This is a genomic window from Mesorhizobium sp. P2_H9, from assembly GCF_056403215.1.
Genome location: NZ_JBFUFX010000019.1, coordinates 98,376 through 111,416 on the forward strand (window position 1 = coordinate 98,376; position 13,041 = coordinate 111,416).

General features: G+C 59.4%; 12 protein-coding genes and 1 pseudogene. 7 read left to right on the forward strand and 6 right to left on the reverse strand.

All coding sequences use genetic code 11. The annotated features are described in order from the left end of the window. Positions 1-270: 270 nt before the first annotated feature. The 6 genes from AC1DXN_RS28495 to AC1DXN_RS28520 all read right to left on the reverse strand — a co-directional run bounded on the left by AC1DXN_RS28495 (position 271) and on the right by AC1DXN_RS28520 (position 7,161). The gene (locus tag AC1DXN_RS28495; RefSeq protein WP_477272472.1) at positions 271-1,122 is read right to left on the reverse strand and encodes a sugar phosphate isomerase/epimerase family protein; all 852 of its coding nucleotides are present in this window, start codon (positions 1,120-1,122) and stop codon (positions 271-273) included. Then, positions 1,119-2,144 carry an ABC transporter permease gene (locus AC1DXN_RS28500; protein ID WP_477272470.1) on the reverse strand — a complete coding sequence of 342 codons (1,026 nt, stop codon included), beginning with the start codon at positions 2,142-2,144 and terminating at the stop codon, positions 1,119-1,121. The genes AC1DXN_RS28495 and AC1DXN_RS28500 overlap by 4 nt, the downstream gene beginning before the upstream one ends. Next, entirely contained in the window at positions 2,141-3,148 is a 1,008-nt protein-coding gene (locus AC1DXN_RS28505; protein ID WP_477272468.1) for an ABC transporter permease, read from the reverse strand. Before AC1DXN_RS28505 ends, AC1DXN_RS28500 begins: the two co-directional genes overlap by 4 nt. Beyond that, the gene (locus AC1DXN_RS28510; protein WP_477421757.1) at positions 3,141-4,655 is read right to left on the reverse strand and encodes a sugar ABC transporter ATP-binding protein; all 1,515 of its coding nucleotides are present in this window, start codon (positions 4,653-4,655) and stop codon (positions 3,141-3,143) included. Before AC1DXN_RS28510 ends, AC1DXN_RS28505 begins: the two co-directional genes overlap by 8 nt. 80 nt (positions 4,656-4,735) lie before the next feature. Beyond that, positions 4,736-5,728: a substrate-binding domain-containing protein gene (locus AC1DXN_RS28515; RefSeq protein WP_477272464.1), complete on the reverse strand. Its 993-nt coding sequence runs from the start codon at positions 5,726-5,728 to the stop codon at positions 4,736-4,738. Positions 5,729-6,093: 365 nt separating this feature from the next. After that, the gene (locus AC1DXN_RS28520) at positions 6,094-7,161 is read right to left on the reverse strand and encodes a substrate-binding domain-containing protein (protein WP_477272462.1); all 1,068 of its coding nucleotides are present in this window, start codon (positions 7,159-7,161) and stop codon (positions 6,094-6,096) included. Between the two features lie 314 nt (positions 7,162-7,475). Between AC1DXN_RS28520 and AC1DXN_RS28525 the strand changes: the two are divergent. The 7 genes and pseudogenes from AC1DXN_RS28525 to AC1DXN_RS28555 form a co-directional block, all read left to right on the forward strand. Continuing rightward, positions 7,476-7,682: pseudogene (locus AC1DXN_RS28525) on the forward strand (transposase); the annotation flags it as partial. 138 nt (positions 7,683-7,820) lie between these two features. Beyond that, the gene (locus AC1DXN_RS28530) at positions 7,821-8,495 is read left to right on the forward strand and encodes a GntR family transcriptional regulator (RefSeq protein WP_477272461.1); all 675 of its coding nucleotides are present in this window, start codon (positions 7,821-7,823) and stop codon (positions 8,493-8,495) included. Positions 8,496-8,566: 71 nt separating this feature from the next. Beyond that, complete coding sequence (locus AC1DXN_RS28535) at positions 8,567-9,415, forward strand: transporter substrate-binding domain-containing protein (protein WP_477272459.1); 849 nt, start codon at positions 8,567-8,569, stop codon at positions 9,413-9,415. Between the two features lie 29 nt (positions 9,416-9,444). After that, on the forward strand, positions 9,445-10,158 hold the full coding sequence (locus tag AC1DXN_RS28540; RefSeq protein WP_477272457.1) for an ABC transporter permease: 714 nt from the start codon (positions 9,445-9,447) through the stop codon (positions 10,156-10,158). Beyond that, positions 10,158-10,871 carry an ABC transporter permease gene (locus AC1DXN_RS28545; protein ID WP_477272455.1) on the forward strand — a complete coding sequence of 238 codons (714 nt, stop codon included), beginning with the start codon at positions 10,158-10,160 and terminating at the stop codon, positions 10,869-10,871. The genes AC1DXN_RS28540 and AC1DXN_RS28545 overlap by 1 nt, the downstream gene beginning before the upstream one ends. 45 nt (positions 10,872-10,916) lie before the next feature. Further along, entirely contained in the window at positions 10,917-12,509 is a 1,593-nt protein-coding gene (ggt, locus tag AC1DXN_RS28550) for a gamma-glutamyltransferase (RefSeq protein WP_477272453.1), read from the forward strand. Positions 12,510-12,621: 112 nt separating this feature from the next. Then, on the forward strand, positions 12,622-13,041 hold a 420-nt coding region (locus AC1DXN_RS28555; RefSeq protein ID WP_477421759.1), incomplete at its 3' end, for an SDR family NAD(P)-dependent oxidoreductase.

Below are 13,041 nucleotides of genomic sequence, written 5' to 3' on the forward strand. Positions count from 1 at the left end.
CGAAGGTGACAGCTATGGAGTGGCAAAAAGAAGCAGTCATTCGCTTATGCATTTGATCCCTGAGTGGCAGACAGGGGCAAGCTGGAAGTCTGCGTATATCCTGCGGCGTCTTGGAACGGTGGTGTGGAGGCTTATCCGCCTACGCTGGCCTCCATCCAGCCAGCATAGACACCTTAGTATAATCGACGTGTGCGGCTCTTTTGGGCAATGTCCGAGCCGAAGCGCAGCGCCACCGGATCGCCCCAGGGCGAACGTTCGCGAATAAGTAGCTTATGCGATTAGTCCGTACTGCCGTGCTTTGTTCCGCAGGAACGGCAGACCATTGCCCATAACCACCGCTTCACTCTCGGCCACTGGACGCCACACGCTGAGGCCAAACGCCAGAAGCGGATCCATATTGATGAAGCTCTCCATCGCGAGCCCCCCCTTGAAACCGATCGCCGCCAACGTCGCGAACGTTTCGTCCCAATTGCAATTGCCTTCGCCCGGGGTGCCGCGATCAGACTCGGAGAGATGGATATATTTGAGATAATCGCGGGCGACGATAATACCGTTGCCCATACCCTTTTCCTCGATGTTCATGTGGTAGGTATCAAGATGCACGAACATATTGTCAGCGCCCACTCGTTCGATTAGCGTCACCGCCTGCGCCGCAGTATTGATGATGTGGTTCTCATAGCGGTTCACGGCTTCGACACCGAGTTCGATCCCTCGCGACTTGGCTTGCGCGGCCGCGACCGTCATCACTTTCGCGATGTTATCCAGTTCGTCCTGCGTAGGTGGCACGCCGGTGCGCTCGCCGATGCCGCCATAGATTACGCCGCATAGCGCCTGGGCCCCGATATCGGCCGTCTTGTCGATAGCCACCTTGAGAAAGTCGATCGCTTCCTGCGGATGGCGAGACGCCCACGCATATTCGGGCAGCCCAAGCGAGCACACCGCCTGCATGCCATTTGCCGCCAGCAGCTTGCGGGTGTGATCGGCATCGCAAGAAAATGGATCGGCCAGTGAAATTTCGATGAAATCGAGATCGTATTTCTTGACCGCCGCTACAGTGTGCTCGGCGCCCTCTACGGACCAACCACTCGTCCACATGCTCGTATGAACGCCAAAACCTTTCATCGTGTTATCCTCATGAAATTGAGCTGCCCGGCAGCCCACCGCAAGATCATGACGCCGATCAGCATGATGCCCCAAATGGCCGTGGCCAGGTGCTGGCTGGCGCCCAAGAGATTCAGTCCCGAAGAAAGCAACTGCAAAACGATGAGGGCGAGGAAGACCGAAACGACCTTGCCGAAGCCGCCGAACGGGTTCACCCCGCCCAAGAAGCAGGCAAGCACAGTAATCAGCACATAGGACTCGCCATGGCCGACCCGGACCGAATTGAATCGTGCCATCATGATAATTCCGGCCAACGCACACATGGCGCCAGACAGCGCGTAGATTAGAATGATGACGCGTCGCGTCGAGATGCCGGAATAGCGCGTCGCTTCGATGTTAGAGCCGACCATGTAGTTTGAAAAACCAAGCTTGGTTCGGGTCATCAAGATATGCCAGACGACGACTGCGCCGAGCAGGATTAGCAGGGGGATTGGAATGCCGGCGACACTGCCGTGACCGAGCGGCTGGATGAATTCGGGAAAGCCCGAAATATCTGCGCCGCGGGTCAGGAATTCGCCAAGGCCGCGCAGGAAAATCATCACCGAGAGCGAAACGAGGATGGGATGCGCGCCGGTATAGGCGATCACCGGACCCATGACCAAGCCGCTTGCAGTGCCAACGCCGACTGCAAGCACTGAACCGAGTAGAAAGGCATAGATGCTTGCGTCAGGTCCTCCGTTGGCCTGAAGGACCCAGGCGAGCGTGAGGCCGCAGAGATTGGCCGTGAACGTCACGGCGAGATTGATGCCGCCCGAGATGATTGGCATCAACATGGCGAGCGTAAGCAGTCCAAGTTCAGGCAGCTGAAAGGCTACCGATTCAAAGGTAGCTTTGGACAGGAACCGCGGTGAGAGAGACCCGAAGAATCCAATCACCAAAATCAATGCCAGCAAAAGTCCAATATTCTCGGCGCCCAGCTTGCCGGCGAGACGGCGCAAGAATCCATGCCGTAGCGCTCCAGTTTCGAGCACGCGCTGGGTCATGTGCCCATTCTCTGCCGCAAGCTGGTCAGAATGTGCCCGAGCGGCGCATTGGACAGGGTGATGGCGATCAGAATGATCGCCCCGACGATCATCTTGAAAGCATAGGGTGAGATGCCAAGGAGGTTCAGCCCGTTTTGCGTCACCGACACAAGAAACACCCCAAGGATGCAACCGAGCACGGTGCCGCGCCCGCCACCCAGTCTGGCACCGCCGAGGACTACAGCTGCGAGCACGTCCAGTTCGCGCCCCACCAACGCGTTGGGCACGACTTCCTGAGAATAGTGCACCTGCACGAGTCCCGCGATCCCCGCCATCAAACCAAGCCAGCCGAAGGCAATGAAGTGCATTGCGGCGATGTTGATACCGAGGCGACGGGCGCCCTCCGGGTTGTCGCCAAAGGCGTATAGCTGCCGTCCGGTGGTCGTATAACGGATAAGCCCCCAGGTGGCGGCGACGCAGACCGCCATGATCGCAACCGGCAGGGTTAGCTCGGCCCAATTGCCATTCGCCTGTTGGAACTCGAAAAGCACAGTGCGATGCGTCCACCAGGCAGGCAGATTGTAGATCGATACACCATGCGTGAAGAACATCAGCAGGCCGAAAAAGATATTGAAGGTAGCGATGGTGACAACGATGGAAATGATCTGGAAGCAGTAGATGAGGCCGGCGTTTACCGCACCCAGGGCTATCCCGACAATTGCCGCCAAGGTGAGGCCGATGAACCAATCGCCACCGCCTATTTGGGCAAGAGCCAGCGCCACAACGTATTGAACCACTGACGCGGCCACAGCGAAGGAAATGTCGATGCCCCCCGCGATCAACACCACCAGCAGCCCAACCGCGAAGATCAGGTTTGTCGAGCTTGTGTTGAGCAGGTTGAAGAGATTGGCGATGGTGAAGAATTTGTCACTCGCGAGGGAGAGACCTGCGCTCATGATGAGAAGAACCACAATGAGCCATGTCTCGGTGGGGTGAGCCCGGAAGAGCTTGCCGCGGCTATGCATAGACGGCAGCTTCCAGGTCACCGAGCGAGACGGCGTGCGGATCGTATTCGGCGACTATCTTGCCCGCGGCCATATGAAGGATACGATCGGCGTTGAAATAGACCTCCGGCACTTCATCGGATATCAGCAGAATAGCCAAGCCCTCGGCAGCGAGCTTGGCGACAATCTCGAAGATGCCGGCACGCGCGCCAACGTCCACCCCCACGGTTGGCGAATCAAGAATGATCAGCTTCAGACCGACCGCCAGCCATTTGGCGATGGCCACCCGCTGCTGATTGCCACCCGAGAGCGTGGAAATCGCATCGGTCTGCCGCCCGATTTTTATCGCCAGTTCCTCGATCCAATGATTGACGAGCGCATCCTTCTTCTCTGAGGAGATCAGCCCGCGATCAAGGATCTTGTCGAGCACCGGGATAACGGCGTTGTCGGCGATCGACTGCGGCTGTATGAGACCAAGAGACAGACGGTCTTCGGAGAGGTAGCCAATCCCTGCGCGGATTGCGTCGCGGTTGGAGTTCAGATGAAGAACCGTCCCGTTGAGTGAGATGCTGCCGCGATCCGGGCGCAGCATGCCGAAAATCGAAAGCGCGAGTTCTGTGCGACCGGCGCCGAGTAGTCCGGTCAGGCCAAGCGTTTCACCGCGCCGTATTGTCAGCGAAACGTCGTCATAGTCGCCTGCGCGGGTCAATCGATCGATCTTCAATACAACCGGTGAACCGCTCAGGTTTCTTGTGCTCACGGTTTGGTCAAACGTCTTGCCGGTCAYCAGTTCTGTGAGGCGTGACTGGGTCATTCCGGCGGTCGGAAACACCCCGACGACCTTTCCGTCGCGCAGAACGGTGACGCGGCTCGAAATCTCCAGAACTTCTGCAAGACGGTGGCTGACAAAGACGATGGCCATGCCTTCGTCGCAGAGGGTTCGAACGATGGCGAGCAGTCGGTCGGTTTCCGATTGAGTAAGCGACGATGTCGGCTCGTCCATGAAAATAACCTTCGCATCGCCGGCCAGCGCCCGGGCGATGGCGACGATCTGACGTTGGGCGATGGCGAAGCTACGCAGGGGCGCGTCGACATTGAGGTCGGCCCCAAGCCGCGCCAACAGCCCTCGCGCCACCTCGCGAATGCGCGAATGATCGACGAGCCGAGGCATGTTGCCGAGCACAGTTCTGATCCCGATATTTTCAGCGACTGTCATTTCAGGAAACAGTGCGAGGTCCTGCCAGATGACCTCCACCCCGGCGCTGCGCGCGGCAGCCGGCGACATGATGTCGACGGACTTGCCGGCGATCGACATGTGTGCGCCGGCTAGCGGCTGACAAACGCCGGTGATTACCTTGATCAGGGTGCTCTTGCCGCTGCCGTTCTCGCCGGCGATGCATTGCACTTCGCCCGGGAGTACCTCGAAGGCGACATCCTGGAGGGCTCTGACGCCACCAAATGTAACGCTTATGTTGCTAAACGACAGAACCGATGGGAGGTCCTGCGTCGTAGACGCGACAAGGCTCACGGCAGGTCTTTCTGAAATGACAAGGATGGGGCGTGCCGGGATTGATCTGCCACCCCGGCACGCCAGCCATGGTCCGCCGCCTAAAGCCCTAGGGCCGCAAGACCATCGACCGTTTCGACCGTGATAGGCTGCACAGCGTCCACGATGATGGTGCCGGTTTTGAAGTCAGGGTGAACGACACCCAGACCCTCGATCGTCATGCCGTCGGTGATTTCACCGCCGCCCGCCAGAAAATCAGCCATCGTTACGAATACTTTGCCTGCTTCCAGAGGATTCCACATATAGCCGCCATCGATAATGCCGGACTTGAGCATGGCGCTGCCTTGGCTAGGCGAGAATGATCCGACAAGAACAACCTTGTCACCCAGCTTCTGCTCCTCGATCGCGCGTCCGGCGCCGATCGGTCCCTGGCTGCCGAACGTCAGGAAGCCGCCGAGATCCGGGTTGGCGGCAAGCACGTCCAGAGCCGTCTTCCGGCTGTCATCGGCGCTTTCGGCGACGCCGTATCTGTCGCCAACCATTTGCATGTCGGGAAAGTTCTTCTTCAGATAGGCGATTGCAGCATCGGCCCAGGCATTGTGTGCGGGTACGGTAAGAGAACCTACGTACACGACATACTTGCCCTTGCCGCCCATTTTCTCGGCAAACAGCTTGGCATGAGCCTCACCGAAGCCAACGGACGAGACCATCTCGAAGTCCCAATCAGCGTTCACCTGGTCTGGCGATTCATGAGTTATGACCTTGATGCCCGTGTCGCGCGCCTTTTTTAGCACTGGCTCGAGAACGTTTGCATCATTCGGCACAACGCCAATTACGTTGACGCCCTGAGCTATCAGGTCTTCGATCGCGCGGACCTGAAGTGCCGGGTCGGCGCTGGTCGGCCCGACCATGAAGCCGTCGTCGCCAAGCTCTTTCGACTTTTCCTTTATTCCCGTTTCCATAGCATTGAACCAAGGAATACCGCCGATCTTCACGACGACTCCAACCTTGACGTCCTTTGCCAGCGCAGCATCCATTGCGACGACCGAAAGGGCTGCGCCGAACGCTGCCACGAGTATAGTTTTTGCGAACATTTAGTTCCTCCCTGATTGACGAGTTTTTGGGCTGCCTGGTGCCCATGTCGGCTTAGTTGGGCTCACGCCTTTGTGCCCGACGCATTGACGCACTCGGCGCCGCATTCCTCCCAGAGCGCACCATAAAAGACCGTGAACGGCGGCCGGTCAAGGTGCTAAATAGATTTAGCAAGGGCTATCCGACCACCAGCGTCGAAAAAACATTTCTCGATTGATGTAAACGATCCGCCCTACCGCAATCAGGCTGCACCCGCGGAAACGACCTGCGATCCCCGCGAGCCTTGGGTGGAGGCGGTGCTACCCAGATCCGAAGCGCCGATGAACGGAGTTGAACTTCTGCAACGATGTCTTGTGACAAGGAATTGCTAGTCGATGGATGCCGAATCCCAATCTTCCTGGGCGCCGTCATGCTCTCCGGTTCGCCCAAAGCTGGTCGGTACGGTCACCAGCGGAAAATGGTCTATTGGATAATTCTCCAGCAGCGAAAATCCTTCAGCAATCATCACCTCGACATTCTGCCGGACCATGGTCACGTCGAAGGGCAAATGCGCCGCGAATGGATCCCAATCGAAGCTTCCAACAACAATCCGTCCAAGCTCACTTGAGGCCAGTGTCGAAGTGAACCGCAATGTTCCTTCAAGAGCTGTGACGCCGTTGACGAACATACCCGAGGGCAGGTGCCCAAGCTGAGCGTATCGTGCAGCGAGAGACCGGGCAGCATTGGTCGGTGCATATCCGCAGCAGTCAATCGTACCTGGGCCCGCAACAATCCCGTGAGCTGCCAGGACATCGTGAAAACCCAGCAAACGGCTACGGGTTGCGTCATCATCGGCAACTCCGCCAAAGAAAAAGAGATCGTCGGTCGAGCCCCCGCGTTCTTTCAGTTTCTGAACAATGGTCTCGGTGAGCGCCTTGGCGCCTCCGTAGTTGTCAGAAACAACTGAGGGAGCGCGACGGCCTGGCAGATCGATGTTGATGCACCGGACGCCCGCTGCCCGGCACAGATCATTCAGCGGATCGGGGTCACGGACGCCCGCAAGGAAGAGAAATTCGACCTGCTGAGCCAACAGGGTTTCCGTCACGCTCAACTCGTTATCAGGATTGCGATGCGTGCTGACGACGATCGGACACAAATGGCGGACGCGAGATTCCGCTTCAAAGGCTTCGGCCAATCCGGCGAAGAAGCGATTGCGATAGTGTGGCAAGATCATTCCGGCGAGCCCGGATCGGGAAAGCCGCAATCCTCGTGCCTTGAGGTTGACGGCATAGCCAAGGCGGTCAGCCCAGTCGAGGATCGTCGCTGCGGTTTCCGCCTTGATCCGGTGCTGTTGCCACGAGCCATTGAGGACGAGACTGACCGCGGTCGGCGACGAATTGGCCGCCACCGCGATATCATAAATCGTTGACTTGCGTCGGACAGACTTTCTCGCCATTTGTGACGCTCCCGCTGGCAGATGCAGTAGACGCTAGTGCGGGGTCAAGGCAACATCTCTAAATTGCGTCAGCCGCCGTGGTGCCCTCGGGGATGGCGCGAACGTCACGAGTCTCCAACATGAGACACATCAGATCGAGAATGTTGTCTTCGGTGCGTTTCAGGACGCTGGCAATCGAGCGACGGCACCATATGGAAAGTTTGCAGAGCCAATTGCGCTACAATGGGCACCGCACCCGGCGCTACCGCTGACGCGCTCGTAGAGTCGATTTTCGGCGTTGCTGGAACTGAGCTGATCACCAAGTGCCGTAGGGCCGCTCGCGCGATATCGCGGCCTACTTCGAGCTGACGTAGTGGCACTAGCAGTCCCGGCACCTCGATCGTTGTTCAGGGCCGCATCTCCAAGGCCGGCGACGCGGACGTGCAGCGCGCGCTACGAGGCGGCATCAGGATTGATGACGCACTTCAAGGGCAAGGACAAGGTCAAGGGGCTGGGAGACCGCCAAGCGCTCCTGCCACCGATCTCGGCTCTCTCGGACCGCGCCGGCCTCTAAGGGCTCTTGCTGATTTGCCTTGACTGCGCGAGAAAACTCTACTGTATTTGTGGATACAAAAATCCAATTCGACGTTGATCGGAAATTTCGGCGGAAAGATCCATAGATGAGCCATTCGGCAATTCCCTACGCCCAGACGCCGGCCACTGCGGAGCAGGAAGCTTTTCTACATTTGCAATCTGCAATACGCCTCGGGCGTTACCGTGCAGGCGACCGGCTCATCCCGGAAGAGATCGCGGCCGAGATCGGTATGAGCCGGATGCCTGTGCGGGAGGCCTTCCAGCGGCTGGCGCTCGAAGGGCTGGTTGTGATCCGCCCAAATCGTGGCTGTATCGTCGCTGGTCTGACGCTGGACGAGATCTACGAGACGTTCGAGATTCGCTCGGTACTGGAAGGGCTTGCCGTTCGCCTGGCAATGCCTCGGATGAACGCCGAAACCATTGCCGAACTTGAGCGCTTGTTGGCCCGGATGGAGCGCAGTGGCGCTGCCGGCGGAGCCGATTGGGTGACAAGGCACCAGGAATTTCACGGCTATATCTGCAATCTCAGCGGCCGCCCGAAGCTTATTCGGCAGATCGCATCACTGCATGTGACTATCGAACCCTATCTGCGCATCTGGTTCGACTATGTCGAAAAGCCGCTCAGTGCGGCGGAGGAGCATCTGGCCGTGATCGATTCGCTACGCGGCGGCGATGCCGGAGCCGCTGAAGCGGTCATGCGCAGCCACATTCTCGACACGGCGCCGCTGCTGGCCGAGTTCGCGAGCCCGAGCCGACGTTGAGGCAGTCGGGCCGGAAGGATTCTCGATTTCTACAAGTGCCCTCGAAGGGCCGAAAAAAGGGGAACAGAACCATGAAACTATTAGCCATTGCATGTCTTGCGGCCGGATTGAGCTTAGCTGCCGCTTTGTCGGCTTCGGCCGAGGATGCACCAAAGAAAATCACCATAGCGACGGAGGGCGCCTATGCGCCCTGGAACTTTACCACCGCTGATGGAAAGCCCGATGGCATGGAGGTCGAGCTCGCGCGCAATCTCTGTGAGCGTATGAAAGTCGAATGCACCATCATTACGCAGGACTGGGATGGGCTCATCCCGGCACTGACGGTAGGCAAGTTCGACGTCATCATGGCGAGCATGTTCATCACCGACAAACGACTTGAAGTCATCGACTTCACTCAACCCTATGCCATCGATCCTTCCGGATTCGCCGTGGCAAAGGACAGCCCGCTCGCTGCGTTGGCCGGTTCGACCGAGAAGATAAAACTGGAGGACGAGGCCCCCGCCAAGGCGGCAATCGACAAGATCAAGCCCCTGATCGCCGGCAAGATCGTCGGCGTCCAGGCTGCGACAGCGAACCTGGAGTTCCTGAAAAAGTATTTCGATGGCGCCGTCGAAATCCGCGAGTACAAGACCACGGAACAGCACGACCTCGATCTCGCGGCCGGCCGTGTGGATGCCCTGTTTGCACAGCAGACCGCTTTGGCGGCAACATTGGCCAAGCCGGAATTCTCAGGCTACACGGTCGCTGGTCCCGGTTTTCTCGGCGGGGTTTTCGGACGGGGCACTGGGGCAGGGCTGCGCAAGCAGGATACGGTGCTCAAGGCGATGTTCAACAAGGCGATCGATGAAGCCATCGCCGACGGCACCATCAAAAAGCTTTCGCTGAAATGGCTGAAGGCCGACGTCACGCCGCCCAAGTGAAATGCCCTTCCCGGAGCGCGAACTAGCCGATGCTGGATAGCGTTCGTCTGCTGGGGTTTGGCGACGGCGGCTGGGCGGTGGCGCTGCTCAGCGCTGCCCTCGTAACGCTTCTGCTTTCGGTCGCCGGATTTATGGTCGGCTCGGTGATCGGCGCTTTGGCAGCTGCGGCCCGGGTCAGCGGGTCGCGCTCCCTCGGCCTGCTCGCCGATGCCTATTCCACGGTATTCAGGGGAGTGCCCGACCTCTTGACCATCTATCTCCTGTATTTCGGCGGTAGCATGGCGCTGACTGCGGTCGGCCATTGGTTCGGCGCCCAGGGCTTCCTCGGATTACCCGCTTTCGCCACCGGCACGACGGCAATCGGCATAATTTCGGGTGCCTATCAGGCGGAGGTCTTTCGCGGTGCCTATATCGCCATCGACCGCGGCCAGATCGAAGCAGCGCGCGCCTATGGCATGCCGCCTGCGCTCATGTTGCGCCGGGTGATCGTGCCCCAGCTTATGCGCCACGCCATACCGGGGCTAGGGAATGTGTGGCAACTGGTGCTCAAGGATTCAGCGCTGATTTCGGTAATCGGGCTTGTCGAACTGATGCGTCAGGCACAGATCGGGGCCGGTTCGACTCGCGAGCCGTTTCTCTTCTACACGGCTGCCGCCGCGCTCTACCTGGCCATCGCCTCAGCGACCGGGTTGCTGTTCAAGCGCGCTGAACGCCGCGCGCTCCGCGGCATTCGGAGAGTGTGATGGATTTCGCCTTTTTCGCTGAAATACTGCCTAAGCTGCTTGCCGGCCTGCCGCTGACGCTTGAGCTTGCCGGCACGTCTATCCTGCTTGGCGCCATCCTCGCCTTGGCCTTGGCGCTGGCCCAGCGCCTCCGTCAGCCCTTGATTGACTGGCCGATCAAGGGTTTCGTCGCGGTGTTTCGCGGCACACCTCTGTTGGTCCAGATATTCCTGATTTACTACGGCCTTGGCCAGTTTCGGCCGACGTTACAGGAACTCGGTCTGTGGGGCCTTTTCCGCGAACCTTATTGGTGCGCCATCCTGGCGCTGACCCTCAACACCGCGGCCTATGGCAGTGAAATCCTCCGCGGCGCCATGCAGTCGGTGCCGTCCGGCCAGATTGAGGCGGCGCAGGCCTTTGGCATGACGCGCCTGATGACGCTGCGCCGCATCGTCCTGCCGATCGCACTGCGCCAGGCTTTGCCAAGCTATGGCAACGAAATCATCTTGATGGTCAAGGGAACGTCACTTGCGTCCATCGTTACGCTGATGGAAATCACCGGCATCGCCCAGGGCATCATCTCGCAAACCTACCGGGCCATGGAAGTTTTCGTCTGCGCCGGCGCTATCTACCTGATCCTCAATTTCATCATCACCCGGACGCTGGGCCGGCTCGAATACAATCTGTCACGGCATCTGCGCCCTGCATCGGGCCTTGCGACCAGTCCAGCGTGATTGGCTAGCCCGTCACAGAATTCGTTTTAGGGAGTTTTTTCGCATATGAGGGATTTCGAGAAACCAAACCGGTCGGTCGTGGTCGCACGGCATGGCATGGCTGCGACGTCCCATCCGTCGGCCACGCTTGCAGCCGTTCGGATTCTGGAGGCTGGCGGCAACGCACTCGATGCGGCCATCGCCGCCAGCGCCGTACAGTGCGTGGTCGAACCGGGATCGACCGGCATCGGCGGAGACTGTTTCGTCCTGATGTCGAAAGAAGGGTCCAGCGAGATCATCGCCTATAACGGATCCGGCCGTGCTCCGGCGGCCGCAACAGCCGATTGGTATGCATCTCAGGGCATCACGGAAATCGAGCGTCACTCACCGCATGCAGTAACCGTTCCCGGTTCGGTTGACGCCTGGACACAGCTCAATGCCGATCATGGAAAATTGCCGCTGGGCAAGCTTTTCGCTCCTGCGATCGAGTTCGCCGAAAGCGGCTACGCCATCTCCCCACGCGTGCATTTCGACTGGGACCGGGAGGCGGCGCTGCTTTCAGGCGATCCCGGCGCAAAACGCATCTTTCTCCCTGAGGGGCGGGCGCCAAGGATCGGCGAGGTGCACCGGCAACCCGAACTCGCCGCAACATTGCGCAAGATCGCGAAGGATGGACGCAACGCCTTCTACATGGGGGAGGTCGCGCAGGACATGGTTTCGCGCCTGCAATCCCTCGGCGGTTTGCACACACTGGATGATTTCAAGGGCGCCAGGGGCGAATATGTGACGCCGATAAGGACAGGTTTCCGCGGCCACGACGTCTACGAATGTCCGCCAAATGGCCAGGGCGTCATAGCGCTCATGATCCTCAATATCCTGTCGCGCTTCGAGGCCAAGGGTGACCCTCAGTCCGCCGACCGGCTGCACATCGAGATCGAGGCGACGCGACTTGCTTATGCGGCGCGCGATGCTTTGCTCGCCGACCCGGCGAAGGTGGCGGTGCCGGTCGAGCAACTGCTTTCAAGCGCGACGGCGGATCGTCTGGCGGGGATGATTGATCTTGGCCGCGCGCGCGCGGATCTTCCTTCATTCGATATGCCGGTGCATCGCGACACGGTCTATATTTCCGTCGTCGACAAGGATCGCAACGCCGTCAGTTTCATCAACTCGATCTATTATGGTTTTGGCTCGGGCATCGTCGCGGCGCGCTCGGGCGTGATACTCAACAATCGTGGTATAAGTTTTTCGCTGGATCCCAACCACCCCAACGTTATCGAACCAGGCAAGCGCCCCCTGAACACGATCATTCCGGGCATGCTGGTGAAGGATGGGCGCGTTGTCATGCCTTTCGGCGTGATGGGTGGAGCGTATCAGGCCATGGGTCACGCGCACTTCCTGTCAAAAGTTCTTGATTTTGGCCTCGACCTTCAGCAAGCCATTGATCTGCCCCGCGTCTTTCCAATTCCTGGCACGATGGACGTGGAGGTCGAGAGCACGCTTCCAGTCGCGGTTCAGGACGAACTGGCCGGTCGCGGGTTCCGCATCGTCCCGGCGGAGGAGCCGATCGGGGGCGCCCAAGCGATTATGATCGACTGGATGAATGGAACGCTGCAGGGCGGTTCAGACCCACGCAAGGACGGCTGCGCAATCGGCATTTAGAACGCTACACAGGCGTTGGAGGAGGAACAAAGGTCGAGGCCACTGCCGGCCATCTCGCATATTTGGGCCTGTAGCCTCATCCTCGTAGCAACCAGCGGGGTCTGATTTGACCATGCCTTCTTCTACCACCAAGCGTGCGCTGATCACCGGGGCGGGTGCTGCCGACGGCATCGGCTTTGCCATTGCGCGGCAGCTCGGCCTTGCCGGTCATGCCGTTTTCCTGAACGGTGCCAGCGCGCGTGTACTCGATCGCGCCGCCGAGCTTTGCGCCGAAGGCATCAATGCCAAAGCCGCGGTCGCCGATCTCACCATCGCAGCCGAAGTCGCGCGGCTGCGGGCTGATGTCGGCGCTGTCGACATCCTGGTCAACAATGCCGGCATGGGTTCGCTGGCATCGCCCTCGGCGGACAAGGCGTTTCTCGCCATGACCGAGGCCGACTGGGACCAAGGGATCGACGTCAGCCTCAAGACCGCATTCCTGGTCACCCGCGCGTTTCTGCCGGCGATGGTAGAGGCGGGCTATGGGCGCATC

Coding starts and splice junctions, on each gene's coding strand:
- AC1DXN_RS28495 (WP_477272472.1), bottom strand. CDS start 1,122: ATGAAAGGTTTTGGCGTTCATACGAGCATGTGGACGAGTGGTTGGTCC.
- AC1DXN_RS28500 (WP_477272470.1), bottom strand. CDS start 2,144: ATGACCCAGCGCGTGCTCGAAACTGGAGCGCTACGGCATGGATTCTTG.
- AC1DXN_RS28505 (WP_477272468.1), bottom strand. CDS start 3,148: ATGCATAGCCGCGGCAAGCTCTTCCGGGCTCACCCCACCGAGACATGG.
- AC1DXN_RS28515 (WP_477272464.1), bottom strand. CDS start 5,728: ATGTTCGCAAAAACTATACTCGTGGCAGCGTTCGGCGCAGCCCTTTCG.
- AC1DXN_RS28520 (WP_477272462.1), bottom strand. CDS start 7,161: ATGGCGAGAAAGTCTGTCCGACGCAAGTCAACGATTTATGATATCGCG.
- AC1DXN_RS28530 (WP_477272461.1), top strand. CDS start 7,821: ATGAGCCATTCGGCAATTCCCTACGCCCAGACGCCGGCCACTGCGGAG.
- AC1DXN_RS28535 (WP_477272459.1), top strand. CDS start 8,567: ATGAAACTATTAGCCATTGCATGTCTTGCGGCCGGATTGAGCTTAGCT.
- AC1DXN_RS28540 (WP_477272457.1), top strand. CDS start 9,445: ATGCTGGATAGCGTTCGTCTGCTGGGGTTTGGCGACGGCGGCTGGGCG.
- AC1DXN_RS28545 (WP_477272455.1), top strand. CDS start 10,158: ATGGATTTCGCCTTTTTCGCTGAAATACTGCCTAAGCTGCTTGCCGGC.
- ggt (WP_477272453.1), top strand. CDS start 10,917: ATGAGGGATTTCGAGAAACCAAACCGGTCGGTCGTGGTCGCACGGCAT.